This window comes from Collimonas pratensis (assembly GCF_001584185.1).
In the GTDB taxonomy this organism is placed as follows: Bacteria; Pseudomonadota; Gammaproteobacteria; order Burkholderiales; family Burkholderiaceae_D; genus Collimonas; species Collimonas pratensis.
Genome location: NZ_CP013234.1, coordinates 5111031 through 5135627 on the forward strand (window position 1 = coordinate 5111031; position 24597 = coordinate 5135627).

Here is a 24597-nt window from a genome sequence, read left to right on the forward strand (position 1 = left end):
AACTATGCAAATTTTGCATTGTTATTCACAAAGCAATTTTCCTGAAGCAAACACCGTTTTTCTGCGACTATCGGCTGGCGCTTAACGCTGGCTGGAAATGGCGGGGATCGGGGGTTTACGTTTGGCGCCCTTGACCGCCAGCTCCTGCTGTTGCAGCAGATAAGCCCACAATCTGGCGACCACCGGCTTGCCCGGCCTTTGTACGGTAGGGCGCTCGCGATACAGGCGGATTTCCATGGTGGCTTCCCATTCCGGCGCCGACTGGCTGACGCTGGCCAGCTGCTTCAGCTTGACCTCGCGCGTCACTGCGGACTCCGGCAGGAAAGCCACGCCGTGCCCTTCCAGCGCCATCATTTTCAAGCCTTCCGCCATATCCGTTTCATAGCGTTTTTCGAGATGCAAGGGCTTCTTGGCGTCGGCCAGGATCAGTTCCACCATGCGCCCCAGATAGGCATTGCTGGTGTACGACAGGAACGGCAGGGGCGCGCTGGCGCTGCCGGGAAAACGATAATCGGGTTCGCCGGCCTTGTTGCAATGGGCGTAGGCGCGCAACACTTCGCTGCCGAGCGTGATCAGGTCGTAGCGGCCGGTATCGAGCTGTACCGGCTGGCGCGGATGGTGGTAGCACAGCAGCAGGTCGCAACCGCCGTCAACCATCGCCATCACCGCGTCATGCACGTTCAAGGCCAGCAGGCGCGTATTGAGCGGGCCGAAGCCTTCTTCCAGTACGCGGATCCAGCGTGGCACATAGGTCAGGGAGAGCGTATGAGGTACCGCGAAATCGACCGTGCTCAAGGCCGTCGGCCGCTTGCCGCGCATCAGCGCGCGGGCGTTGTTGATCTGGCCGAGCATCTCCAGCGCCTGCTCGTAAAAGACTTCGCCGGCCGCGGTCAGGCGCGTCGGATAAGAAGTGCGGTCGATCAGATCGGCCCCCAGCCAGGCCTCCAGCGACTGGATGCGGCGTGAAAACGCCGGCTGCGTCACGTGACGCAATTCTGCCGAACGGCTGAAACTATGGGTTTCCGCCAACGAAATGAAGTCTTCTAGCCATTTGCTTTCCATGCCGCTATCGTAACGCGAGTCGGCATTCCCGGCATAGCGAATTGGCAAACTGCACGCGAACAATCTGCCTTGGCGTTGTGCTGCTACACCATGCGTATCACGTTCCCGGAAAAATCGCTGGCGCCGTCGAGCCCTGGTGACGGCGGTTCCAACTCTTCCGGATGCGCTTGCTGGCGCAGCCACATCTGCGCGTAGGCGCCGTCCGCCGCCAGCAATTGCGCGTGCGTGCCGCGTTCCACGATACGGCCGTGATCGAGCACCAGGATCTGCGCGGCATCGGCAATCGTCGACAGCCGATGGGCAATCACCAGCGTGGTCCGGTCCTTGGCGATTTCCTTGAGCTGGGCCTGGATCGCCTGCTCCGATTTCGAATCCAGCGCCGAAGTCGCCTCGTCGAAAATCAGCACCGCCGGATTCTTCAGCAAGGTGCGGGCGATGGCGACGCGCTGCTTCTCGCCGCCGGACAATTTCAAGCCGCGCTCGCCGACCATCGAGTTATAGCCGTCCGGCAGCGACTCGATGAAATCGTGGATATGCGCGGCCTTGGCGACCGCCACGATTTCCGCCTTGCTGGCGCCCGGCTTGCCGTAAGCAATGTTGTACTCGATGCTGTCGTTGAACAGCACCGTATCCTGCGGCACGATGCCGATCGCCTGGCGCAGCGAGGCTTGCGTGACGTCGCGCAGATCCTGGCCGTCGATGGTGATGCGGCCGCCGCTGATATCGTAGAAGCGGAACAGCAGGCGCGACATGGTCGACTTGCCGGAGCCGCTATGGCCCACCACCGCGGTGGTAGTGCCGGCGGCGATGGTGAAGTCGACATCGAACAGGATCTGGCGTTTGCTCTCGTAGCTGAAATCGACATGCGAAAAACGCACTTGCGCGCCGCCGGTGAGCAGCGGGCGAGCGCCTGCGGCGTCGGCGATTTCACGGTTCTCATCCAGAAGATGGAACAGCCTTTCCATGTCTGCCAGGCTCTGCTTGATTTCGCGATAGATCACGCCGAGGAAATTCAAGGGAATGTAGAGCTGGATCATGAAGGAATTCACTAGCACCAGGTCGCCCAGGGTCATCTTGCCGTCGATCACGCCTTGCGTCGCCCGCCACAGGATCAGGGTGACAGCGATAGCGATGATCAGCGACTGCCCGGTATTCAGCAGCGACAACGAAGTCTGCGACTTCACGGCCGCGGTTTCGTAACGCATCAGGCCATCGTCGTAACGCTTGGCTTCGTATTCTTCATTGCCGAAATACTTGACGGTCTCGTAGTTGATCAGCGAATCGATGGCCTTGGTGTTGGCGCTGGAATCGAGCGCGTTCATGGTGCGCCGGAAGTGGGTGCGCCACTCGGTCACCGTTACCGTGAAGCCGATGTAGCTGACCAGCGCCACCACCGTGATGCCGGCAAACCAGATATCGTAGTGCAGCACCAGGTAACCCAACACCAGCGAAATTTCAATCAACGTCGGCAGGATGCTGAACAAGGCATAAGACACCAGCGAAGAAATGCCGCGCGTGCCGCGTTCGATATCGCGCGTCATGCCGCCGGTCTGGCGGTTCAGGTGGAAGCGCAAGGACAGCGCATGCAGATGGCGAAACACCTGCAGCGCGATGGTGCGCACCGCGCGTTGGGTGACGCGGGCGAACACGAATTCGCGCAGTTCGGTGAACAAGGTGGTGCTCAGGCGCAGCAGGCCGTAGGCCACCAGTATCCCTAACGGCAGCACCAGCATCGCCTGCGGATGGCTGGCAGTGATGGTCATGCTGTCCACCAGTTTTTTCAAGACCAGCGGCACGCCGACATTGGCCAGCTTGGCGCCCAGCATGAACAGCAGCGCCAGCGAGACCCGCCACTTGTAGGTCCATAGGTAGGGCAGCAAGGTCTTGAGCGTGGCCCAGTCGCTGCGCTTGGGCTGCGCGCCGTTGTTGGCAGTGGCAGCAGCGTCCGGCTGTGGGCTTGAATGGTGGCGCATTGAGTGACAATCTTAAAGAATGGTTTAAGCTACAGGCAACAACAACCAATTGTAGCTCTCGGGGAAAATAAAAGATGGCTGATCAAAACGACAATCAATTACCGCCAGATACCATGCCGCAACTGCGCGTGATGCCGATGCCGGCCGACGCCAACGTCCACGGCGACGTCTTCGGCGGCTGGATCATGGCCCAGGTCGACATCGCCGGCTCGCTGCCGGCCACGCGCCGCGCCAACGGCCGCGTCGCCACCATTGCCGTGAACTCCTTCCTGTTCAAGCAGCCGGTATTCGTCGGCGACCTGCTGTCGTTTTACGCCAGCATCGTCAAGGTCGGCAATACCTCGATTACCGTCAATGTCGAAGTCTATGCGGAGCGCAACCGCTTGCAGACAGAGATCGTCAAGGTGACTGAAGCGACCTTGACCTATGTCGCCACCGACGACCAGCGCAAGCCGCGCAAGCTGCCAGAGCTAGTGGCCTGATCAACCCTGTTCAGTCCGGGCCGCTGCCGATGATTTCCGGATTGCCGCCCAGCTCGCCGGAGATGCCGGCGGCAGCGCCTTGCACCACCGCAATCAGCGACTGCATGCGCTCCAGCGGCATGTAAGGCAGCGTGCTGGAAACGCTGATGGCGGCGACGATGGCATGGCTGGCGTCGTAGATCGGCGCCGCCACGCAACGTATCGACGGCTCGTTGTCTTCCAGGTCAAAAGCATAGCCGCCCTTGGCATACGCACGCATCTGATCGCGGAATTCGCTCCAGCTGCGCTTCGGCAGCAAACGAGAAGTATCGATGCTGGTGGCCGAACTGCGCTTCTCGTAAAGACTCTTCCATTCGCTTTCGCTCATGCCCAGCATCAGCGCCTTGCCGACGCCGGTGGTGGCGATAGGCATGCGGTGCCCTACGCGCGAGCGCATTTCCAAACCCTTCTTGCCAGGAATCTTGTCGAGATAAAGCACATCGTCGCTATCCTGCAAGGCCAGATGGATGGTGTCGCCGGACTGCTCCGCCAACTGCTCCAGGTAAGGCCGCGCCACTACGCTCAAAGAAACTTCCTCGCGCGCCTGGAAACCCAGTTCGATCAGCTTTGGTCCCAGCACATAACCGATGCCCGGTGTAAAACGCAGATAGCGCTCTTGCGCCAGGCAGCTAGCCAGGCGATGGGTGGTGCTGCGGGTGGTGCCCAGCAATTGCGCGATGTCTTTCAGGTCGCGCGCACCGCCGGCCACTGCCTGCAGCACCGCCAGGCCGCGCGTCAGGGTCTGGGTGCCGGTTGGCATCGCGGCGCCCTCGTCATCGGCATTTTTTATCGGCGCTATCAAGTCCGGCGATTTTCGCATCTCTCCATCCTTCAAACGGTTAAATCCCATATATTGGGATAGCATATCATATATTGACAAGGCATGGCAGCCGGAATAAAGTACGCAACACTTGATCGACGCACCTGGCCGCAGCAGACCGAACCCATACAGAATCCATTCAAGCCGATGAATCCAGCACTAGCAACGAAAGAAACGGAAACGCGCTTGATCGCCCTCGACTGGGGCACTTCCTCGCTGCGCGCCTATCGCCTGGGGGCAGACGGCCAGCGCCTGGAGCTGCGCGTCCTGCCATGGGGCATCATGCAGCTGCCGGATGCCGGGAATGAAGAAAATGCCGGTTTTGAAGCGGCTTTTGAACAGGCTTGCGGCGACTGGCTGAAAGCCGCGCCGGCGACGCCGGTGATTGCGGCCGGCATGGTCGGCAGCCGCCAGGGCTGGCGCGAAGCGCCCTATCTGGAGGTGCCGCTCGCCGTCGCCCAGATCGGCGGCAGCCTGACCAGCTTGCGCAACCGCCATGACCAACTGATTCATATCGTGCCCGGTCTGATGGAAAATTCGCAGCTGCCGAATGTCATGCGCGGCGAAGAAACCCAGGTGGTTGGCGTACTGTCCTTGAATGCCCAGCACGACAAAGTCGCGGACATCCTGATCGGCCTGCCCGGCACCCATTCCAAATGGGTGCAAATCCACCAGACCGAAACCCAGAAAGAAGTGCGCCATTTCGACACCTTCATGACTGGCGAAGTCTATGCGGCGCTGTGCGGCCACACCATACTCGGACGCGGCATGACTGCCGGCGACGGCAACAACAACAACAACAACAACAACAACAACAACAACAACAACAACAACAACAACAACAACAACACCAGCAGCAGCGCCCAGCAGGACTTTGAACGCGGCTTGCAAGTAGCGCAAACCCCTGCCGGCCAAGCTGGTGTATTGTCGACCATATTCAGCACCCGCACCCTCGGGCTGACCGGCGTGCTGGACGGCAGCGGCCAGCGCGAGTACCTGTCGGGCCTGCTGATCGGCCACGAGATCGCCGCCTTGCGCAGCATGCTGCACGCGCAGCAGCGCTTGCCAGCGCAGGTCATGCTGGTCGGCGAGGCCGGCCTGTGCGCGCGATATGTGCAAGCATTGCGCTGCTATGGTTTCGACCGGATCGAGGTGGCGCAGCAAGCCACCGAACGCGGACTGTGGCAGCTGGCGCTGAGCGCCGGCTTGCTGCCTACCTGATAGCGGCACCTGAGGAATCATCATGCTAAAAAACGCAATGAAACAATGCGGACTGATCGCCATCCTGCGCGGCGTCAAGCCGCATGAAGTGGCGGCGATCGGCCTCAAGCTGTATGAAGCCGGCTTCCGGATCATCGAAGTCCCGCTCAATTCGCCCGAACCCTTCGACAGTATCCGCACGCTGCGCACTGCCCTGCCGGCCGATTGCATGGTCGGCGCCGGCACCGTCCTGAGCAACGACCAGGTGGCGGCAGTAAAGCGCGCCGGCGGTGAAATCATCGTCATGCCGCACAGCGATCCGCTGGTGATCGCAGCCGCCAAGCAGGCCGGCCTGGCTTGCGCGCCGGGCGTGGCTACCGTGACCGAAGCGTTTGCCGCACTGGCGGCCGGCGCCGACGTCTTGAAGATGTTCCCGGCCGAACAGCTGGGTGCACATGTGGTCAAGGCCTGGCGCGCGGTGATCCCGCGCGAGATCGCCTTGCTGCCGGTGGGCGGCATCACGCCCGAGAACCTGGCCACCTTCATCGATGCCGGCGCTTCCGGCTTTGGCCTAGGCTCTGCGTTGTACAAGCCGGGTCTGAGCGCTGAACAAGTGGGCCAGCATGCCAACAAGTTTGTCGCGGCATGGTGCGCAGTACAAGAACAAAACAACAGATAGTCGACCGGGCGCGCGGCTGTGCCGCGGCCTGTAACCAGGAGAACGGATTAATGAAGATCACCAAACTCACCACTTACATCGTACCGCCGCGTTGGTGCTTTCTGAAAATAGAAACCGACGAAGGCGTAGTCGGATGGGGCGAGCCGGTGGTGGAAGGCCGCGTGCACAGCGTGGTGGCGGCCGTCGAGGAATTGTCGGATTACCTGATCGGCAAGGATCCACGCCACATCGAAGACCACTGGACAGTGCTGTACCGCGGCGGCTTCTATCGTGGCGGCGCCATCCACATGAGCGCGCTGGCCGGCATCGACCAGGCGCTGTGGGATATCAAAGGCAAGGCGCTTGGCGTTTCGGTCAGCCAGTTGCTGGGCGGCCCGGTGCGCGACAGCATCCGCGTGTATTCGTGGATAGGCGGCGACCGCCCGGCCGATACCGCGGCGGCAGCCAAGGATGCCGTGGCGCGCGGCTTTACCGCGGTGAAAATGAACGGCACTGAAGAACTGCAGTTCGTCGATTCCTATGAAAAAGTGGAAGCGACTTTAGCCAACGTCGCCGCGGTGCGCGAGGCAGTCGGCCCGCATATCGGCATTGGCGTCGATTTCCACGGCCGCGTGCACAAGCCGATGGCCAAGATCCTGATCAAGGAACTGGATCCGTACAAGCTGATGTTCATCGAAGAACCGGTGCTGAGCGAAAACTACGAAGCACTGAAGGAGCTGGCGCCGCTGACCAGCACCCCGATCGCACTGGGCGAGCGGCTGTATTCGCGCTGGGATTTCAAGCGCATCCTGAGCGAAGGCTATGTCGACATCATCCAGCCGGATGTGTCGCACGCCGGAGGCATCACCGAGACCCGCAAGATCGCTACCATGGCCGAAGCCTACGACGTCGCCGTGGCGCTGCACTGCCCGCTCGGGCCGATCGCGCTGGCCGCCTGCCTGCAGGTGGACGCGGTGTCGTACAACGCCTTCATCCAGGAACAGAGCCTCGGTATTCACTACAACGAGAGCAACGATTTACTCGACTACGTGAAAAATCCTGAGGTATTTGCCTACGACAAAGGTTACGTCACCATCCCGCAAGGGCCGGGGCTGGGCATCGAAATCAATGAAGAGTATGTCAAGGAACGCGCCGCCATCGGCCATCGCTGGCGCAATCCGATCTGGCGCCACAAGGATGGCAGCTTTGCCGAATGGTAGCAAGCGCAACAGGGAAGCAATCAAGGAATTAGCCGTTGTACAAGAGGCAGCATAGCCTTCGCATTCCATAAGTTGGTCCGGCAGCCGCCGGCCTGGAGATCGACATGCAAGAGCAGGTGCTTCAAGTAGAACCGCAGTCCGCAGCAAACTCTGCAACAGCCGCACCGGCAGCCAGCCGCAAACGCTTCCTGATCATGCTGCTGTTGTTCGTGACAGTGGTGATCAATTACCTGGACCGCAGCAATCTGTCGATCGCCGCTCCCGAGCTGATGCGCGAGCTGGCGATCGATCCGGTCCATGCCGGCTGGGTCTTTTCCGCTTTCGGCTGGACCTATGCCGCCATGCAGATTCCCGGCGGCTGGCTGGTGGATCGCGTAGCGCCGCGTGTGCTGTATGCGCTGGCCCTGGCGCTGTGGTCGCTGGCGACCATCTGCCTCGGCTTCATCGGCAGTTTTGTCGGCCTGTTTGCGCTGCGCCTGCTGGTCGGCGCGCTGGAAGCGCCTGCCTACCCCATCAATAACCGCGTTGTCACCACCTGGTTCCCGGAACGCGAACGGGCTACCGCCATCGGCTTTTATACTTCCGGCCAGTTCGTCGGCCTGGCCTTCCTGACGCCGCTGCTGGCCTGGCTGCAGCAGCGTTACGGCTGGCACATGGTGTTTGTCAGCACCGGCCTGACCGGCGTAGCGTGGGCCGCGATCTGGTACCTGGTGTATCGTGAGCCGCGCCAGTTCAAGGGCGCCAACCAGGCAGAAATCGAACTGATACGCGCCGGCGGCGGGTTGGTCGATATCGCCCAGGCCAGCAGCATGCAGAAACCCGGCTTCAGCATCGCTGACCTGAAGCTGGTGTTAAGCCGTCGCAAGCTGTGGGGTATCTACCTGGGGCAATATGCGGTCAATTCGACGCTATGGTTCTTCCTGACCTGGTTCCCGACCTACCTGGTCAAATATCGCGGCATGGATTTCATCAAGTCCGGCTTCCTGGCGTCGCTGCCCTTCCTCGCCGCGTTTCTCGGCGTGCTGAGTTCCGGCGTGTTTTCCGACTGGCTGATCCGCAAGGGTGCCTCGCTCGGCGTAGCGCGCAAAGTGCCCATCATCGGCGGCTTGCTGATTTCCACCAGCATCATCGGCGCCAACTATACCGATTCAACCGCATGGATCATCGTCTTCATGGCCATCGCTTTCTTCGGCAACGGCTTCGCCTCGATCTCGTGGTCGCTGGTGTCGTCGCTGGCGCCGGCCAAGATGCTGGGACTGACCGGCGGCGTCTTCAATTTCATCGGCAACCTGGCCGCCATCACGACGCCGCTGGCGATCGGTTTCCTGGTCAGCGGCAACAGCTTCGCGCCCGCCATCACTTACGTCGCCGTGATGGCGCTGGTGGGCGCGCTGTCATATATCCTGTTAGTGGGAAAAGTAGAGCGTATAACCGCCTGATACCTTCCCTCCTGAGGATGACCGAGTACTCAATAGATACTATTGGGTATGATGGCGCCAGGTCACTCATGAATAAAGGAAGAATGATGGAACAACCGTCTACCCTCGAATTTTACAATCATTTCCTCAGCACGCTGCTGCCACAGCTTCATCAAGCACATTTAATTGGCAGGTATGCAGGGGGTGCGGCATTACAGAATCATCTCAATCCTCTGACAAGTTGTGGCTGTAAAGTCTATTCACAAAATGACGAAGATGGGATTACATTTGAAATTCTGAGGCGGCTCGGATTACAGAAGGGCGTATTTGCAGAATTCGGTGTTGGCAATGGCATGGAAAATAATACGCTTGCCCTTGCTGCCCTTGGGTGGAGTGGTTTCTGGGTTGGAGCAGAAGATCTTGGCTTCAACCCTAATCCCAAAGCTGCCAAAAAGCTTAACTTCCATTATCAGAAAGAATGGATTTCCCAGTCCAATATCGTCAATCTTTATCAACAAGGATTGGCACAAATCGAGCGCGCGCGATGCGATCTTATTTCATTGGATTTAGATGGGAACGATTGTTATTTTGTTGAAGAATTGCTACGTTCCGGCATTTTGCCAGAGATCTTTATTGTTGAATATAACGCGAAATTCATACCGCCCATCCGCTTCAAAATAGAGTACAACGATCAACATCGCTGGGCAGGCGATGATTATTTTGGCGCGAGCCTTTGTTCTTTTTCCGATCTCTTCGAGGCGCATGGTTATTTTCTTGCCTGCTGCAACGTGACGGGCTCTAATGCATTCTTTGTTAAAAATCAGTACAAGAAGTTTTTTAACGATATTCCGGAAGCAGTAGAAAAACTGTATGCCTCTCCGAAGTATTTTTTGACGGGACTGGATGTGGCCGGGCATCCTACCTCCGTCAAGGCAATAGAAACCATATTCAGCGCATTGAATTCCGGGATTGAAACGGCGCTCGAGTAACATGGATACCGCCAGTCAGCCTGATTCCCCGAGCATGGGGGACAAAAATTTCAGCTATTGACGCGACGAATAAGCACTGCCTCCGAAAAAAACAAACCCCGGATCCGCTTATGGCAGATCCGGGGTTTTCACTACGCGGCGGCATCCGGCAAGATGCTGCGGTTTTCAAAGATCAGGCAGCCTGCTTTTGCTCCGCTGGCTTTTCATCGCGCAATTCACGGCGCAAGATCTTGCCGACGTTAGTCTTCGGCAAATCGGTACGGAACTCGATGTACTTCGGGCGTTTGTAGCCGGTCAGCTGTTCGCGGCAGTAGGCCATCAATTGCTCCGCAGTCAGCGACGGATCCTTGCGCACCACGAAAATCTTCACGACTTCGCCGGCATGCTCGTCCGGCACGCCGACGCAGGCGCATTCCAGCACGCCAGGATGCTGCACCACCACGCCTTCGACTTCGTTCGGATAAACATTGAAGCCGGAGACCAGAATCATGTCTTTCTTGCGGTCGACAATCTTGGTGTAGCCGCGCTCATCCATGACGCCGATATCGCCCGACTTGAAGAAGCCGTCTGCGGTCATGACCTTGGCGGTTTCATCGTCGCGGTTCCAGTAGCCGCGCATCACTTGCGGGCCGCGGATCGCGATTTCGCCTGGCTGTCCGAGCGGCACCGGCTGGCCGTTATCGTCCAGGATGGCAATCTCGGTCGACGGCAGCGGCAAGCCGATGGTGCCGCTGTATTCGGTGATCGTGCAAGGATTCGCGCTGGCGATCGGCGAAGTTTCGGACAAACCGTAACCTTCTATGATCGGGCAGCCGGTGACTTCCTTCCATTTATCGGCAACCGCTTTTTGCACCGCCATGCCGCCGCCGACGCACACCCGGTAGCCGGAGAAATCCAGCTTGGCAAAATCGGGATGGTGCAACAGCGCGTTGTACAAGGTATTCACGGCCGGGAAAGTATTGATCTGGTATTTCGACATTTCCTTGATCAGGCCGGCGATGTCGCGCGGATTCGGGATCAGCAGGTTCAGCGCGCCTTCGCGCATGCCCAGCAAGCCGCACACCGTCAGTGCAAAGATATGGTACAGCGGCAAGGCGCAGACAAACGCCAGCTGTTCGATCTTGGGGCCGCTGGCGAGGCCGGGCGAGAGCCAGGCTTCCGCCTGCAGCACATTGGCCACGACGTTGCGGTGCGTCAGGGTTGCGCCTTTGGAGACACCGGTGGTGCCGCCGGTATATTGCAGGAAGGCGACATCTTCCGGGCCCAGCGCGACTGCCTTCAGCTGCGTTGCCGCGCCTTGCGACAGCACGCTGTTGAATGGCGTCGAGCCAGGCAAGGAAAAGCTTGGCACCATTTTCTTCACATGACGCACCACCAGGTTCACCAGCAAGCCCTTGACGCCCATCAGGTCGCCCATGCTGGCCACCACGATGTGCTTGATCTTGGTCCGCGCAACCACTTGCTGCAGGGTCGTGGCGAAATTTTCAAGGATGAAAATGGCTTCCGCGCCGGAATCGTTCAGCTGGTGTTCCAGCTCGCGCGGAGTGTACAGCGGATTGACGTTGACCACGATATAGCCGGCGCGCAGGATGGCGGCGATCGCCACCGGATACTGCAGCACGTTAGGCATCATGATGGCTACGCGCGCGCCCTTTTGCAGACCCTTGGCCTGCAGCCAGGCGCCGACCTTGCGCGACAGCTGGTCAACTTCGTCATAGGTCAGGTATTTACCCATGCAGGCATAGGCATTGCGTGTCGCGTATTTCTGGAACGCTTCTTCCAGCAATTGCACCAGCGACTGGTATTGCGTGTAATCGATCTCAGTGGCGACGCCTTCAGGATACGATTTGAGCCAAAATTTATCCACGTATTTATCCATACTCTGCCTTTAGTCTCTGATTGTTATAAATGCATTCTTTTTGGCTTGTTTCACTTGAGATAAAAAAAACACGCCGATAGGGGGATGGTACAGGTCCGCTAAAAAAGCACGGTTGTATTTTTTTGTTCTATCGCGATGCTATCGGGCAAAGCGTCGGCATGCAAGCGTTTTGACGCATATTTGAGCAAATCGTCGACACTGAGCTTCATGTTGTGATGCAACAAAACCTCTGCCCGCAAGTGCTTCACACCCTCTTCGTCCGGGCTCCATTTCACGTGCGCCACGGCGACTGCGGGATGCTCGAACAAGACTTCTTCGATCTGCCGCGGGAACACCCGCTGGCCGCCCCTTACCAACATATTACTCTTGCGGTCGATGATGGAGACAAAACCGTCTTCATCGATGCTGGCAACGTCGCCGGTGGCCAGCCAGCCCTCATGCAAACGCTCCTTGCTTATTTTTTTGGCAATCAAATTCAGCGGAGTGGCGCCGTGTCCCGCACCATCGGCATGGCCCTGATCGTAGCCGGCGAACAGCTGCGGCCCGCGCACCCAGAGTTCGCCCAGGGTATCGCTGGGCAGCGGCTCGCCGCTATCCAGATCGACCACTTTCACTTCCGTGTCCGGCAGCGGCACGCCGACTACGCCCGGGTTGCGGCGCGCCGAGAGCGGCATCGCCAGCACCGCCGGCGAAGCTTCGGTCAAGCCATAAGCTTCGACCAGGCGGCCGCGCGTCAGTTTTTCAAATTCCTCGCGCACTTCCTGCGCCAGCGGCGAACCGCTGACCGCGCACACCCGTATCGACGCCAGGCCGTAGCGCCGCACGCCAGGCGTGTGCGCCAGCTCGCGCACCATGCGCGGCGTGGTCGGGAAATAGGTCGGACGCATTTTCTTCACGGTCTTCAGCAAAGGTTCCAGCTCGGCCCCCGGCAACAGGATCAAGGTAGCGCCCAGATAGACGCCCAAGTGCAAAACGCCGGTCAGGCCGTAGGCGCTGGACAAGGGTTGCTGCGCCAGGAAGCGTTCGTCGCCTGGCCGCGATTCCGGCAGCCAGTGACGCAGCTGCAAGGCATTCGCCGCCAGATTGCGGTGCGACAGCGCCACCGGCAGCGGCGTGCCGCTGGCGCCATAGGTGTACACCACCACTGCGATATCGTTGACGTCTTGCACCAGCTCGGTCGGATAGACCGTGCCGCGCCCCAGCACCTGCTTGAATTTCAGATAGCGACGCTCATGCTTGCGATGCTGCTTGTCTTGCCGGAACCATGGCAGCCAGTGGCCTTCCTGGACATGGTGCAAGGCCACGAACTTGAGCTTTTCGCGCCAGCCCATGTGATCGATCATCGAAGCGAAAATCACGCGCCGCAAGCCGGCGGCGCGACGATCGCTTTGCAAGATGTCGCGCAATTCGTCGTAGCGGTTGGTGGTGGTCACCAGCATCACCGCGCCGGCGTCGGCTATCCGCGTCAGCAAGATTTCTGCGGGCGTGGCGGCATCGCTCAGCACCGCCACCGCACCGGCTTTCAAGATACCGAAATAGGCAATCACCAGGGACGGGATATTCGGCATGGCCAGCAAGATGCGCTCGCCCGGCTTGATGCGCATTTCGATCAGGCCATTGGCAAAGCGGTTGGCCTGCCGGTCCAGCTCACGCCAGCCGATCTTGCCGCCGCGGTAAGACAAGGCGGTGGTCTTGGCAAAGCGCCTGGCGGTCGCCTCCAGCAAGCGCGGTAAAGCCACGGTCGGCAGCTTGATGCGGTAAGGCGTACGGGCATCGTAGAATTTCAGCCATGGCCGCTCACTCTCCAGCTGCTTGCGCGCGGCGCGCCGCTCCGCCTTTTGCCGCAGGCGGCGTTCGGCCTGCTCGGCCGGATCGGATTGCATCTGCAGGAAGCGTTCGATGGCGCGGTTGACAGCATCCGGCCGCTCTACCATCACCTGATGTGCGGAAACCGGCACCACCAGTTCTTCGGCGTCGGGAATCAGGCTGGCGACCTCTTTATACGCCGTTTCATCAAACAGGATATCGCGGTGGCCGAGAATCACCAGCACCGGCACCTTGATCGCGCGCAGGTATTCACGGCCATCCCATGGCAGCAAGGCATTCTTGTTTTGCAGGTAGACCACATGCGGTGGCGGATAAATACGGGCGGCGGTGATGCCGAAATACGGCATCACTTTGCGCACCATGCCGAAAATCGGCGGCGGCATGCGCAACAAGGTGCGGCCGGCCCAGCGCAAGCGAAAACGTGCGGCCGAGGCGATCATGATCAAGGCCGACACGCGTTCTGGAAACTGCTTGAGGAAATAGGAAGACAGTGCGCCGCCGAACGAATGGCAGACCAGGATAAATTGCGGCGGCACTTCCAGCAGCTCTAGCGCGGCGGCGATGTCGGCAACCAGTTCCGGCACATCGTAACGGGCGCCGTCGGCCTCGGTCGGGGCGTCGGTGTAGCCGTGGCCGCGCAGGTCGAGCGCGATCACGCGGTAGTCGGCCTGAAACTGTTCCAGCTGGTATTCCCAATAGGCGGCGCGGCCGCCGAAACCGTGGATGAAGACCATGGTCGGCTGCTGGTTCCTGGCGCCGCGGCCATATTCCGGACCGGCATCGACCACGCTCATTTCAAGCGCGGCGCCGCCGTCGCGCCCCAGGCGGCCAGGCAGTTTCAGGGTGCTGCGATGCAGGTCGGTATTGAAGGTCATCTTGTCATTGTAACCAATTGCCTTAGGTAATACGACTGCATGTGATCGCTAAGGAATCGCGCCTTTTGCCAGCTCGTCCAACTGGCGATGCCGTTCTTCTTTACTGAGCGCCGCCAGCCTGGCGACCGCGGCATAAAACTTCGGCAAGGTCTGCTGCTGCGCCAGCAAAGCCTTGAAGCCCGGTACCAGATCGTAATAGGTCGCCACCAGCGCCAGATGCGCATTCGACAGCGGCTCGGCAAACCAGCGGTCATAGCCTGTGTAACCGCCCCAGCTGGCCTTGAGCCGTTGATAATCTTCCTGCAAGGCGACAAAGATCTCGGCCTTTTTCTGCAATTTTTGTGCATCACTGAGATCGCTGGCGTAGTTACTTGCCAGCTGTTCACGATACTTCAGCAGCAGCGCCAGGAATTCTTGTTTACGTCCTTCAAACTGGACATAGGCAGCGCGCATCTTCGGGTCGCCGGCCGCCTGCAGCCAGCGCTCGACACCGGCTTGCTCGACGGTGGTGGCGTAAGATTCATTGAACTGGGTATCGTCCTTGGCATACACGGTCTGGTGCGCCAGTTCATGGAAAATCAGCCGCGCCAGTTCGCCGTCGGGGTATTTGATGAAGGTCGACAGCAACGGATCGTTAAACCAGCCCAGCGTCGAATAGGCAGGCACGCCGCTGACCTGGACGTCATAACCTTGCTGCCGCATCTCGGCGGCAAATTTCTGCGCCGCCTCCTTGCTGAAGTAACCGCGGTAATTCACGCAGCCGGCGATCGGGAAACACCATTGCTTGGGTTCCAGCGACAGCGCCGGCGCCGCCACCACGTTCCACAGCGCGAAGGGACGTTGCAGGTCAGCGTACTCGGTGTAGCTGCGGTTGTCCGGCAAACCGAGGTCGGTCACCGCAAAGCGGCGCATCTGCTTGGTGCTCTTCAGTTTTGCCTTGAGGCCGGCATCGGCGTGCGGATCGGCCAGCCAGTCGTCAATCGGATGGGCGCGGTCGAGCAGCGTGAACTGGCCGTTGGCGGCTTGTCCGTAATAGGCCAGCTGGGCGCATCCCGACACCAGCACCAAGGCAAGCAGCGGCAGCAGCCGGCGCGTTCTCATGCGTTGGCGCTAATCCCGTTGACGTCGCCGGTCTGCGCTTTTTCCACTTCCACCAGGACATCGTAGAAGGTCGGCGCGCGCCCCATGTCGGTCAGGCGCTGGCTTGTCACCTCATTGGCGTTCTTGCCGTCGCTCGCCATTTTTTTCCACCAGATCGACAGCCCTACCACCAGGCCGGTCCGCGCCTTGTCGGTCACTCTCACTCGGGCGTTGAAGCTGCCGCGGTCGTTGAAGATGCGCACCATATCGCCGGTGGCCAGGCCACGCTGCGCGGCGTCGGCAGGATGCATGTCGAGATGCGGCTCGCCTTCGGTGTCGCGCAAGCTTTTGACATTGACGAAGCTGGAGTTGAGGAAATTGCGCGCCGGCGGCGAGATCATCCCCAACGGATACTTCTTGGCCAGTGCCGGATTGCTGGCACGCGACTCGTACGGTGCGATATATGCGGGTAGAGGATCGAGGCCGTCTGCCAGCATTTGCGCGCTGTAGAATTCGCATTTTCCCGAAGGCGTCGGAAAGCCGCCGTCGGCGAACGGCGCGTCCGGCGTGTTGAGCTTTTGCCAGCCGTTACGCTTGAGCGTATCCCAGTCAAAATGGACAGCGCGTACATTCCTGCGGTCAAACGCTTGCGCGGCGATTTCATCGTCGCTCTCGCGGAAGCAGACATCGTCGAATCCCATGCGCGCCGCCAGCAGGCGGAAAATCTCGGTATTCGGCTTGGCTTCGCCGAGCGGTGCAATCGCTGCGTTGTTCGCCAGCATGTACAGGTGGCCGTAGGCAGAATGGGCGTCAACGTGTTCCAACTGGGTAGTTGCCGGCAACACGATGTCGGCGTAGTCGGCGGTATCGGTCTGGAAATGTTCCAGCACTACGGTAAACAGGTCTTCGCGCGCAAAGCCGCGGGCGACCGCACCAGACTCCGGCGCCACCGCGACTGGATTCGAGTTATACACGATCAGCGCCTCGATCTTGGGGCCGAACTCAGGCGAGGCTTCGCGCAGCAAATCATCACCGATAGTGCTCATGTTGATGGTGCGCGGCGCCACGCCTTGCTTGACCAGGAAATCGGGACGTTGCAAAGCTTGGTTATTCTTTGGAAAACTGTCTGAAGCCGAGAGCTGGGTGCCGCCCGCAGCATGGCGCCAGGCGCCGACCAGCGCCGGCAGGCAGGTGATATTGCGCACCGCCATGCCGCCGCCGCGGACGCGCTGCAAGCCGTAGTTGATGCGGATCGCCGCGCCCTCGCCACGCAGGGCTGCGCCGCCATAGGCGCGCGCCAGTTCAGTCACTTCTTCGGCGCTGATGCCGCACACTTCCGCGGTCTTTTGCGGTGTCCATTCCAGTACCTGCTGTTTGAGTTGTTCAAAGCCCAGCGTGTGGCGCGCGATGTAATCGTGGTCCAGCAAGTCTTCAGCAATCAGCACGTGCATCATGCCCAGCGCCAGCGCCGCATCGGTGCCCGGCAGCAGCGCAATATGCTGATGGCATTTGTCGGCGGTCAGGGAGCGGTAGGGATCGATGGCGATCAGCTTGGCGCCGTTGCGCTTGGCTTCCTGCGCACGCATCCAGAAATGCAGATTGGAGGCGATCGGGTTGCCGCCCCAGATCAGGATCAGCTTGGCGTTCTGGAATTGCTCAAGATCGGTACCGATCTTGGCGCCCACGGTGTATTTGTAGCCGGTGCCGCCGGCGGAAGCGCAGATGGTGCGGTCCAGCAACGAGGCGCCGATACGGTTGAAGAACCGCATCGACATCGATTCGCCCTGCACCAGGCCCATGGTGCCGGCGTAGCTGTAAGGCAGGATGGCTTGCGGATTACGCGCGGCAATCTGGCCGAGCCGCTCGGCGATCGTAGCGATTGCTTCATCCCAGCTGATTTGCACGAACTTGCCTTCGCCCTTGTTGCCGACCCGTTTAAGCGGGTGCAGCAGGCGGTCCTTGTGATAGGTCCGTTCGGTGTAGCGCGACACCTTTGTGCAGAGCACGCCGGCCGTGGTCGGATGGTCAGGATCGCCGCGGACTTCGGTGGCGACGCCGTCGGTCACCGTCACCAGCAGTGCGCAAGTATCGGGACAATCATGCGGGCAGGCGGCACGAACGATGGAAGTAGTCATAATGTCATCAAAACCAGGGTGCTTCAATACGCTACTTTAGCAAAATCCAGCCGTATACGATTTTCTATTTACCGGCTGGCAGCTGCATGCCAGGATCCATCAAGCGCAGCATGAATGCCTCGCACTGCGCCACCTGCTCCAGCGCCACAAATTCGTTCGGCCGGTGCGCCTGCTCAATGCTGCCCGGGCCGCACACCACGGTAGGAATGCCGGCGCGCTGGAACAGGCCGGCTTCAGTACCGTAGGAAACCGATCCATGCGATTTATTGCGCGCCAGCGCCTTCGCCAGTTGCACCACGTCGTCGCTTTCCTGCATGTTGAGGCCAGGCGCGGACGCCAGCCATTCAAAATCGATGGCGGCGTTCGGCTCCACCTTGCGCATTTCCGGCAGCAGGGTCGCGGCGAAATCCTGGATTTCCTGGTACAGCCGTTCGACATCGATGCCCGGCATGGTGCGCGCCTCGAATTCAAACCTGCAATCCTTCGGCACGATGTTGGCCGCCAGGCCGCCATGGATCAGCCCGGTCTGCATGGTGGTGTAGGGTACGGTAAAGCCATAGTCGCGCGTCTCCAGCTGGGCGAAGCGGTCCGCCATCTGGCGGATGTAGACGATCACGCGTGCTGCATATTCGATGGAATTGACGCCCATGGTGGTGTAGCTGGAATGCGCTTCGCGGCCGCGTACGCAGCAGCGGAAACGGTGCGTGCCCTTGTGCGCGATGATCGGCTGCATCGAGGTCGGCTCGCCGACGATGCAGGCCGCCGGCCGCAATCCCAGTTCCTGCAGGTCCTTGATCAATCCTTGCACACCGATGCAGCCCACTTCTTCGTCATACGAGAAGGCAAAGTGCAAGGGCGCATCCATCCTGGCCGCCAGGAACTGCGGCGTCAGCGCCAAGGCAGTAGCGATATAGCTCTTCATGTCGGCCGAGCCGCGGCCATACAGCAAGCCATCTTTGATGGTGGCCTTGAACGGATCGCTGTCCCAGGCCTGGCCTTCCACCGGCACCACGTCGGTATGGCCGGACAGGATCAGGCCGGGCTTGGGGCCTGCGCCGAGCGTGGCAAACAGATTGGCCTTCTTGCCGCTGGCATCGTAGGTCAGGCGCGACTTGACGCCGAAGCCGGCCAGGTAATCACGGGTCCATTCGATCAATCCCAGGTTGGAATCGCGCGATACGGTCGGGAACGCGATCAAGCGTTCTATCATTGCCATGACGTCGGCGGAAGGTGTCAGTGCTGGAGTGTGCGGAGTGTTCATGATTGGTCCTGTATTTGTCCGGTAAGCTAGCCGTCGTTCAGATGGCAGGCCGAAAAATGGTTGCTGCTGATTTCTTTCAATGCCGGCTTTTCTTCCTTGCAGCGCGGCATCGCATGCGGGCAGCGCGGATGGAAATGGCAGCCGGCGGGTGGCTGCAGCGGCGACGGGATTTCCCCCTTCACCGCAAAGAATTCGGTTCTCCTGACTTCTAGCTTGGGCGCCGACGCCAGCAAAGCCTGGGTATAAGGATGGTTCGCGCGGGAGAAGATGACATCGGCCGCCGCCGATTCAACTATACGCCCAAGATACATGATCAGTACCCGGTCCGACAAATGCCGCACCACGCCCAGATCGTGGCTGATGAACAGATAAGTCAAGTCGAGCTCGTCGCGCAGCTTGATGAACAGGTTCAGCACCTGGGCCTGGATCGACACATCCAGCGCTGCCACCGCCTCGTCGCATACCAGGAATTCCGGCTTGACCGCCAGCGCGCGGGCGATACCGACCCGGGCCCGCTGGCCGCCGGAGAACTGATGCGGAAAACGGCGCAGCATGCTGCCCTCCAGGCCGACTCTTTGCAGCAAGCTATCGACATATTCGCGCTGTTGCGCTGCGCTCACCATGCCATGCACCAGCGGCGCTTCGCCAACGATATCCTGCACCCGCATGCGCGGATTCAGTGAGGCATAGGGATCCTGGAAAATCATCTGGATCGCCAGTTGCTTCTTGCGCCGTTCAGGCACACTGAGCTGTTCCAGCGACTCTCCTTTCCACAGGCGCGTGCCGGCGCTGAGGCTATGCAAGCCGACCGCCATCCGTCCCAGGGTCGACTTGCCGCAGCCGGATTCACCCACCAGCCCGACTACCTCGCCGCGTGTGATGCTCAGGCTGACGTCATCCACCGCATGCACCACTTCCGACTGCATGCGGGCGCCAAACAGGTTGGCGATTTTCGCTGCGCTATCCAGCCCCTTGACGAACTGCTTTCTGACCGTCCGCATTTCCAGCAGCGGCGGCGAAGTCAAGATTGTTTCGGCCTGGCGATCTTCCAGCGTGCTCATTGCGTTGCCCCGTTCGGACTATCCTGCAGCGGATGGAAGCAACGCAACATGCGCTCCCCGAGCGCGCGCAACGGCGGTGTCTGCAGGCACTCATCCGTTGCATGGACGCAGCGCGTGCGGAAGGCGCAGCCCGCCGGCAGATTCAGCAGCGACGGCGTCATGCCCGGGATCTGCTGCAGCGGCTGGCCGCGCGGATTGCGCGACGGCGCCGACGCAATCAGGCCATAGGTATAGGGATGGCGCGGATGTTCCAGTACTTGCTGCACTGTACCGCTTTCAACGACGCGGCCGGCATACATCACCGACACCGTATCGGCCAGGCCGGCCACCACCGACAAATCGTGCGTGATCCAGATCAAGGCCGTGCCCGACTCCCGGCACAACTTCTGCATCTCGTACAAAATCTGTCCTTGTATCGTCACATCGAGCGCGGTGGTGGGTTCGTCGCAAATGATCAAGTCCGGTTTGTTGAGCAAAGCGATCGCAATCGCCACGCGCTGTCGCATGCCACCTGAGAACTGATGCGGATACGCCTGCAAGCGTTCATCCGGAGCAGGAATGCCGACCCGCACCAGCGCCTCGCGCGCCATTTCACGCGCCACCATCCGGCTCACATTCTGATGCGCGCGCACCGCTTCCATCATTTGCGTATCGATGCGCAGCACAGGATTCAAAGTCATCATCGGATCCTGGAAAATCATGGCGATGCGATTGCCACGGATCTTGCGCATGGCTTCCGCCGGCAAGCCGCGCAATTCCTTTCCTTGCAGCAGAATCTGGCCGGCGACGACTTTTCCGGGCGCATCGATCAGGCCCATGATGGAATAGCCGGTCATCGACTTACCCGAACCGGACTCGCCCACCAGTCCCATGATTTCGCCGCGCTTGACGGCGAACGACACCTGGTCGACCGCTTTCACCAGTCCGGCGCGGGTGGCAAACTGGGTCTGCAGATCGTTCACCACTAATGTCGCTGGAGTATCCATGGTTGTTTTATTGTGTTTGCAGGCGTGGATTGAGGACGTCTCGCAGCTGGTCCGCCACCAGGTTGATGGTGACCACGGTGAGCAGCAAGGCGATGCCGGGAAACACGCTGATCCAGTACTTGCCAGAGAGCAGATACTGGAAGCCGTTAGCAATCAGCAAGCCTAGCGAAGGCTCGGTAATCGGCAAGCCCAGCCCGAGGAAGGAAAGCGTCGCTTCCAGCGAAATCGCCGACGCCACTTGCAGGGCGGCGATCACGATCAGCGGCGGCAGGCAGTTCGGCAGCAGATGGCGAAACATGATGCGCAGCGGCGCCAGACCGAGCGCCGTAGCGGCTTCGATGTATTCCTTCTTGCGCTCGACCAGCGCGGCGCTGCGGGTGGTGCGGGCGTAATAGGCCCATTGCACGGCCACCAGCGCGATGATGATCTTGTCGACGCCGCGGCCGGTCAGCGCCAGCAGGATCAGCGCGATCAGGATGGGCGGAAAGGATAGCTGGATATCCGCCACCCGCATGATGAACGCTTCGGTGCGGCCGCCGGCATAGCCGGCCAGCAGACCCAGCGTCAGGCCCAGCGACAGCGCGATGAGGGTGCTGACGACGCCGACCATCACCGAGATGCGGATGCCGTACAGGATCGCCGACAGCATGTCGCGGCCCTGGTCGTCGGTGCCGAGCAGATAGGTCATGCTGCCGTCGACCGACGCCTTGCCGGGTTCCAGGCGCGAATCCATGACATCCAGCTTGGCCAGGTCGTAAGGATTCTGCGGTGAAATCGCCGGTGCGAAGATCGCCGCCAGCAGGATCAGCACCAGCAGTACGAAACCGGCGGTGGCGATCTTGCTGCTGAAATAATTGCGGACGAAACGCCGCCAGGGCGTTTCCACGGTCTCGATGGCTTGGGTCAGTTGCATGTCAGCCTTTGCTTTCCGCCAGCCGCACGCGCGGATCGAGCAGCGAATACAGCATGTCGACTGCCAGATTGATGACGATGAAGATGGTGACGATCAAAAGCAGATAAGCGACGATCACCGGCCGGTCCAGCACGCGGATCGAATCGATGATCAGCTTGCCCATGCCTGGCCAGGCAAACACGGTTTCGGTAACGATCGAAAACGCAATGATCGAGCCGAATTGCAGGGCCACCACGGTGACGATAGGAATCAGGATATTTTTCAGGACGTGGACGCCGATGATGCGGCTGTTGCGCAAGCCCTTGGCGCGGGCGAACTTGACATAGTCTTGCATCAGCGCCTCTTGCGCGCCGGAGCGCGTGAGGCGGATCACCAGCGCGATGTTGAACAGTGCCAGGTTGAAAGCCGGCATCAGCAAATGCTTCAGGCCGTCCCAGCTAAGGAAGCTGACCGGCACTCCCAGCAGCAGCTGCGTCTCGCCACGGCCGCTGGTGGGCAGCCAGCCCAGCTGCACCGCAAACACCATGATCAGCATCAGGCCGACCCAGAATGTCGGCAGCGAAAAGCCGAGGATGGACACCGCCATGATGGTCTTGCCGACGATACCGTTGGGACGCAACCCCGCCAGCAGGCCGAGCGGCAGTCCCAGCACGATGGACAGCAGGATCGCCGCGGTCGACAGTTCCAGCGTCGCCGGCATGCGTTCGAAAATCAGGCTCAGGGCCGGCGTCGAATAAGCAAATGAACGTCCCAGGTCGCCGCCGACAGCATGCTTCAGGAAAATGAAATATTGCAGCCAGAGCGGCTTGTCGAGGCCGAAGGCAACGATCACCTTGGCGCGCTCGATCTGGTCGGCATCGGGGCTGATCAGGACGTCGATCGGATTGCCGATCGCGTACACGCCGATAAACACCAGCAGCGACATGACCAGCAGCACGACCAGACTTTGCAATACGCGGCGGATGATAAAAGCCAGCATCGAATATCCCGGAATCCATAAAAAATCCGCTCGCCAACGGCGGTGAGCGGATATGCGCAGCCGTCCTACTGCGGGTAAAAGCCGTAAGCGTGGGTACGCTCATCGGTGCGCGGGATATATACGATACCTTTTTTTGTGGCCCATGTCGTCACTTGCTGGTGAATCGGGATGACGCCGCCGTCTTCGATCACGATCGCGGTGGCCTGTTGCAGCAGTGCCGAACGCTCCTTGTCGTCAACGCTGGCGAGCGCCTTGGTCAGCACCGCATCCATTTTCGGATTGCAGTATTTCAGCCAGTTGACCGCGCCCATGCCTTTCGCCGGATTGTCGCAGGCCACCATCGCCCGCAGCGGCGACGAGGCTTCGCCGGTCTGCGCACCCCAGCCCAGCAGACCGATCGAGTACTCGCTCTTGGCGCCGCGCGCCGCGTAGACCGACATCGGCGCCCCTTCCACCTTGGTGGCGACGCCGATGCGCGACCACATCTGGGCAATCGTCTGGGCGATTTTTTCGTCGTTGATATAGCGGTTGTTCGGAGTATGCAAGGTCAAGCCGAAACCGTTCGGATAGCCGGCTTCGGCCAATAATTTCTTCGCCGCGTCGACATCGTACTTGGGCGGCTTGAGGTCAGGATTATGGCCAAACAGCGCGGCCGGCACCAGGTTGAGCGTCGGCTCCGACAAGCCTTCCATGATGCGATCGCGAATCGCGTCGCGGTTGATGGCGATCGACAGGGCGCGCCGCACGCGCTGGTCCATCAGCGGATTCTTGTCGAGCGGCTTGCCATCCTTGTCGGTGACGAACGGCGACTTTTCGCGGCGCGTATCGGGATACAGATAAATCACGCGATGCGACACCTTGGAGTAGAAGCTCAGGTCCTTGTCTGCCCTGACCTTCGCCAGATCTGGCGTCGGCACGTTTTCGATCGCTTGCACGTCGCCGGCCAGCAAGGCTGCCAGGCGCGTTGCGTCGTTGGGAATGAAACGCAGGGTGACTTTGGTCCAGGCCGGCTTCTTGCCCCAGTAGTCGTTATTGCGCTCCAGTTCGATCCTGTCGTCGCGCTGGAATTTGACGAACTTGAACGGGCCGGTGCCGACCATCCCCTTGCCACTGGAAAAATCGTCGCTGCTCAAGCCTTGCGTCGCTTTCTTCGAAACGATGTAGATCGAAGTCAGGTCCGCCAGCAGCAGCGGATACGGCTCCTTGGTGGTGAGCTGGATGGTGTATGGATCGATGATTTTTTTATCGACGATGGCTTTGGTATAGGTGTCGAATTTCCCCGGGCTGCCGACTATCGTGGCCGGCCGCTCCAGCGACCAGGCCACGTCTTCCGCCGTCAGCGGCGTGCCGTCGTGGAATTTCACGCCCTTGCGCAGCTTGAACTCCCAGGTCAGGTTATTCACCAGCTTCCATGACTCGGCCAGCGCGGGAATGATGTGGCTGTCGGCATCCATCGCCACCAGCTGTTCAAAGATGTGATCGGAAACGTTGATGTTTGGAAATAAATTATAGAAGTGCGGATCCATCGAAGTCGGCGGCGAGCTCATCGCCAACCTGAACTCCTGGGCCACCGCGGAGGGCATGACTGGCGCGGTCAGCGCCAGCAGGACAGCCATGAAAAATGCACGTAATCCCATTGCTGGCCAAGACATCAGACGCATAATGCTCTCCTGTGAGTGAACACCGATGGACCGTGTAGGCGTAATATACACATTCTGGACGCTACGCCTCTGGCCTTTT

19 protein-coding genes are annotated in these 24597 nt (G+C 60.1%); 6 read left to right on the forward strand and 13 right to left on the reverse strand.

Annotation, left to right across the window (positions count from 1 at the left end; translation table 11 throughout):
• Window positions 1-81 precede the first annotated feature (81 nt).
• Together CPter91_RS22745 and CPter91_RS22750 are read right to left on the reverse strand one after the other, a co-directional pair.
• Entirely contained in the window at window positions 82-1062 is a 981-nt protein-coding gene (locus tag CPter91_RS22745) for a LysR family transcriptional regulator (RefSeq protein WP_061946549.1), read from the reverse strand.
• An 83-nt stretch (window positions 1063-1145) separates the two neighbouring features.
• Window positions 1146-3035 carry an ABCB family ABC transporter ATP-binding protein/permease gene (locus tag CPter91_RS22750; protein ID WP_061944597.1) on the reverse strand — a complete coding sequence of 630 codons (1890 nt, stop codon included), beginning with the start codon at window positions 3033-3035 and terminating at the stop codon, window positions 1146-1148.
• A 74-nt stretch (window positions 3036-3109) separates the two neighbouring features.
• Between CPter91_RS22750 and CPter91_RS22755 the strand changes: the two genes are divergently transcribed.
• A complete protein-coding gene (locus CPter91_RS22755; protein WP_061944598.1) occupies window positions 3110-3517 on the forward strand; it encodes an acyl-CoA thioesterase in 408 nt (135 codons plus the stop codon).
• Between the two features lie 10 nt (window positions 3518-3527).
• Here the strand turns inward: CPter91_RS22755 and CPter91_RS22760 are convergent, their stop codons facing one another.
• The gene (locus tag CPter91_RS22760) at window positions 3528-4376 is read right to left on the reverse strand and encodes an IclR family transcriptional regulator (RefSeq protein ID WP_061944601.1); all 849 of its coding nucleotides are present in this window, start codon (window positions 4374-4376) and stop codon (window positions 3528-3530) included.
• Window positions 4377-4439: 63 nt separating this feature from the next.
• Here CPter91_RS22760 and CPter91_RS22765 point away from each other — a divergent pair, with 63 nt between their 5' ends.
• The 5 genes from CPter91_RS22765 to CPter91_RS22785 all read left to right on the forward strand — a co-directional run bounded on the left by CPter91_RS22765 (window position 4440) and on the right by CPter91_RS22785 (window position 9861).
• Window positions 4440-5597, forward strand: coding sequence for a 2-dehydro-3-deoxygalactonokinase (locus tag CPter91_RS22765; protein WP_082793175.1), 1158 nt, complete (start codon window positions 4440-4442; stop codon window positions 5595-5597).
• 22 nt (window positions 5598-5619) lie between these two features.
• Window positions 5620-6255: a 2-dehydro-3-deoxy-6-phosphogalactonate aldolase gene (locus tag CPter91_RS22770; protein ID WP_061944607.1), complete on the forward strand. Its 636-nt coding sequence runs from the start codon at window positions 5620-5622 to the stop codon at window positions 6253-6255.
• A gap of 50 nt (window positions 6256-6305) precedes the next feature.
• Window positions 6306-7454 carry a galactonate dehydratase gene (gene dgoD / locus CPter91_RS22775; protein WP_061944610.1) on the forward strand — a complete coding sequence of 383 codons (1149 nt, stop codon included), beginning with the start codon at window positions 6306-6308 and terminating at the stop codon, window positions 7452-7454.
• Window positions 7455-7558: 104 nt separating this feature from the next.
• Window positions 7559-8893: an MFS transporter gene (locus tag CPter91_RS22780; protein WP_061944613.1), complete on the forward strand. Its 1335-nt coding sequence runs from the start codon at window positions 7559-7561 to the stop codon at window positions 8891-8893.
• Window positions 8894-8961: 68 nt separating this feature from the next.
• Entirely contained in the window at window positions 8962-9861 is a 900-nt protein-coding gene (locus CPter91_RS22785) for a hypothetical protein (protein ID WP_150119793.1), read from the forward strand.
• A gap of 172 nt (window positions 9862-10033) precedes the next feature.
• On the opposite strand, the gene CPter91_RS22790 is transcribed toward CPter91_RS22785, so the two are convergent.
• The 10 genes from CPter91_RS22790 to CPter91_RS22835 all read right to left on the reverse strand — a co-directional run bounded on the left by CPter91_RS22790 (window position 10034) and on the right by CPter91_RS22835 (window position 24473).
• Window positions 10034-11728, reverse strand: a complete 1695-nt coding sequence (locus CPter91_RS22790; RefSeq protein ID WP_061946551.1) for a long-chain fatty acid--CoA ligase — start codon at window positions 11726-11728, stop codon at window positions 10034-10036.
• 110 nt (window positions 11729-11838) lie between these two features.
• The gene (locus CPter91_RS22795; protein ID WP_061944619.1) at window positions 11839-14442 is read right to left on the reverse strand and encodes an alpha/beta fold hydrolase; all 2604 of its coding nucleotides are present in this window, start codon (window positions 14440-14442) and stop codon (window positions 11839-11841) included.
• Window positions 14443-14490: 48 nt separating this feature from the next.
• Complete coding sequence (locus tag CPter91_RS22800; protein WP_061944622.1) at window positions 14491-15543, reverse strand: aminopeptidase; 1053 nt, start codon at window positions 15541-15543, stop codon at window positions 14491-14493.
• Entirely contained in the window at window positions 15540-17657 is a 2118-nt protein-coding gene (locus tag CPter91_RS22805; protein ID WP_061944625.1) for a molybdopterin-containing oxidoreductase family protein, read from the reverse strand. The genes CPter91_RS22800 and CPter91_RS22805 overlap by 4 nt, the downstream gene beginning before the upstream one ends.
• Before the next feature lie 64 nt (window positions 17658-17721).
• Window positions 17722-18918 carry an acetylornithine deacetylase gene (gene argE / locus CPter91_RS22810; protein ID WP_061944628.1) on the reverse strand — a complete coding sequence of 399 codons (1197 nt, stop codon included), beginning with the start codon at window positions 18916-18918 and terminating at the stop codon, window positions 17722-17724.
• 26 nt (window positions 18919-18944) lie between these two features.
• Window positions 18945-19979: an ABC transporter ATP-binding protein gene (locus tag CPter91_RS22815; protein WP_061944630.1), complete on the reverse strand. Its 1035-nt coding sequence runs from the start codon at window positions 19977-19979 to the stop codon at window positions 18945-18947.
• Window positions 19976-20965 (reverse strand): ABC transporter ATP-binding protein, encoded by a 990-nt coding sequence (locus tag CPter91_RS22820; protein WP_061944635.1) that lies wholly within the window; start codon window positions 20963-20965, stop codon window positions 19976-19978. The genes CPter91_RS22815 and CPter91_RS22820 overlap by 4 nt, the downstream gene beginning before the upstream one ends.
• 7 nt (window positions 20966-20972) lie before the next feature.
• Window positions 20973-21878 carry an ABC transporter permease gene (locus CPter91_RS22825; RefSeq protein WP_061944638.1) on the reverse strand — a complete coding sequence of 302 codons (906 nt, stop codon included), beginning with the start codon at window positions 21876-21878 and terminating at the stop codon, window positions 20973-20975.
• Between the two features lies 1 nt (window position 21879).
• Window positions 21880-22857: an ABC transporter permease gene (locus CPter91_RS22830; protein WP_061944641.1), complete on the reverse strand. Its 978-nt coding sequence runs from the start codon at window positions 22855-22857 to the stop codon at window positions 21880-21882.
• A gap of 65 nt (window positions 22858-22922) precedes the next feature.
• Complete coding sequence (locus CPter91_RS22835; RefSeq protein WP_099047240.1) at window positions 22923-24473, reverse strand: ABC transporter substrate-binding protein; 1551 nt, start codon at window positions 24471-24473, stop codon at window positions 22923-22925.
• Window positions 24474-24597: the final 124 nt, after the last annotated feature.